Genomic DNA, 2331 nt, shown 5'->3' with positions numbered 1-2331 from the left:
CCTACAGACAAGATCAATCAATACAAGTGTTCTTGTAGAAAATGGTTCAACAATTGTTCTAGGTGGACTTTATAATTACGAAAAAAGAGAATCTCACTCAGGAGTACCATTCTTAAAAGATGTTCCACTTATTGGTTGGTTATTTAGAACACCATATAATCCTTCTACTACTAAGCAGGAATTGGTTATCTTTATTACACCAAGGATTGTTAACCAAGAGAAGTCGGGGCTAGTAAATAGTATTTAATATGTCAGATTATTCAAACTTAATTGATAAATACTCTACTAAGTTAAATGAAGATCCTGCATCAAAGGTCTTTGCTCCTCTTGGTGAGATATATAGAAAGCTTGGGATGTATGATAGGGCCATAAGTATTTACGAAAGTGGCTTAAAGTACAATCCAGAGTATAGCTTAGGGCAAGTTGGAATAGCTCAGTGTCTTTATGATTTAGAGCAATATCAAAGAGCCTATAATGTTTTAAAGCCTTACTATAAAACGAGTGGTGATAACCTAAAGTTTTTGAGATTATTCGCTAAGATTTGTGACAAGCTCAACTTACTAGAAGAGGCCCTTAATATTTATAAGGCCATACTCTTTGTTTCTCCAAAAGATCTTGAAGCCATTAACTATATTAATGAGTTTGAAGATAAAGCTCTTTCTCCTATTAGTTCTGAAGAACCAATATCTTTTGATGTCGATCAGCTAGATGATGGTGTTAAAGGCTGGAGTCAGTTAAGTCTGGTTGAAAAAAATGAAGAACAAGAAGTTTTGGCGCCAGTTGAGACCATCCCAGAAAAGAGTAACGATCTTACAGCACCAGTCTTTAGTCACACTCTTGTCGACTTGTACCTTAAGCAAGGGGCAAAAGATAAGGCGATAGATCTACTGGAAAAAGCAATTGAAATAAATCCTGCAGATAAAAAAGTTATTTCACGTCTAACAGAGCTTAGAGCAGAAGTAGAAGATGAGAGAAGTAGTGGTCATGAAGATTTAATGGCCGCCTTTGACAGAAGGGCCAGTCAAATTAATAAGACTGAAGAAGATCATCTTGAACAAGTTACTATGGCCTTCGATCTCTTTATGAAGCAGATTAATCTAAGAAGAGATGCGGTATTAAACTCATGAAATTCTGTATAATAAATGGGCCAAATTTAAATATGCTCGGTACACGAGAAGTTGAAATTTACGGCTCGATGAATCTTAAGGATATTGAGAAATTCACTAGGGATACGATCTCTAAGCTTGGGCACAAAGTAGACCAAGAATGGTTTCAAAGTAATAGCGAAGAAGAAATTATAAATAAAATCCACGAGTTAGCTTCATCTGATGTGGATTGTCTTGTCATAAATCCAGCAGCGTTTTCCCATACAAGTGTTGCTATCCTTGATGCACTGAGCATCTTAAAGTGTCCTGTTATCGAAGTACATCTCTCCAATACCAATAGAAGGGAAGAGTTTAGGCAAAAGAAAATTACTGCCAAATCCTCAACTGGTGTGATAGAAGGTATAGGTTACAAGGTATATTCATTAGCAATTTTATCCCAGCTAATTAAATAAGGAATTTTTATGGAATTTCAAACGACTGATTTTAGAAAGAACCTAAAAGTTGAGGTTGATGGTAAACCATATGTGATGATCAAGTGTGACTTCACTAACCCTGGAAAAGGTTCTGCTTTTTATAAAGTTAAACTAAAAAACCTAGAATCTGGTGCCGTAATTGAAAGAACTTACAAGTCAGGTGTTTCAACTGGTGTCATGAAACCAGATCTAGAAGAGAAAGAAGTTGAGTACATGTATTCAGATACTGATGGGTTCAATTTTATGGATCAGCAGTCTTATGAGTCTATTCATGTAAGAACTGATCAGGTTGGAGATGCTGCAGATTACCTTCAAGAAGGTATTAAATTAGAACTACTTTACTACAAGGGTAACCCAATTTCGATTGAACTACCTAACTTTGTTGAACTTGCTGTGACTCAAACAGACCCAGGACTTAAGGGAGATACTGCTTCTGGTGGACTAAAGAAAGCAGTTATGGAAACAGGACTTCAAGTAAACGTTCCTCTATTTATTAAAGAAGGTGAAGTGTTGAAAATTGACACAAGAACTGGAGAATATGTAGAGAGAGTAAACAAATAATCTTACTTAGATTTCTATATAAAATAGGGCCTTTAATAGGCCCTTTTTTTGTGGGAAAATATGCCCGTCGCGTCTTAAAAATCACCGATAGTTTATAATAATATAGAGTACTTATGCCTTCTTTTATGGAGATCGGTTGATAACAGATAAGAATAACTTTGACGAATTTTTTAATAGCTATCGAGACTCTC

The 2331-nt window shown here is 35.5% G+C and carries 3 protein-coding genes and 1 pseudogene; all 4 read left to right on the top strand.

The genetic code is table 11. The annotated features are described in order from the left end of the window. A pseudogene (locus M901_RS12890) lies at positions 1–247 on the top strand (type IV pilus secretin PilQ); the annotation flags it as partial. Between the two features lies 1 nt (position 248). Continuing rightward, positions 249–1127 (top strand): lipopolysaccharide assembly protein LapB, encoded by an 879-nt coding sequence (locus tag M901_RS12885; RefSeq protein WP_021278641.1) that lies wholly within the window; start codon positions 249–251, stop codon positions 1125–1127. Continuing rightward, positions 1124–1558, top strand: coding sequence for a type II 3-dehydroquinate dehydratase (locus M901_RS12880; RefSeq protein WP_034722195.1), 435 nt, complete (start codon positions 1124–1126; stop codon positions 1556–1558). Before M901_RS12885 ends, M901_RS12880 begins: the two co-directional genes overlap by 4 nt. 9 nt (positions 1559–1567) lie before the next feature. Beyond that, positions 1568–2140, top strand: coding sequence for an elongation factor P (efp, locus tag M901_RS12875; RefSeq protein WP_021278640.1), 573 nt, complete (start codon positions 1568–1570; stop codon positions 2138–2140). Positions 2141–2331: the final 191 nt, after the last annotated feature.

It is taken from the genome of Bacteriovorax sp. DB6_IX (assembly GCF_000447775.1).
Classification (GTDB): Bacteria; Bdellovibrionota; Bacteriovoracia; order Bacteriovoracales; family Bacteriovoracaceae; genus Halobacteriovorax_A.
The sequence above is the reverse complement of the archived record's forward strand: the minus strand, read 5'-3'. Positions and strand labels throughout refer to the sequence as shown.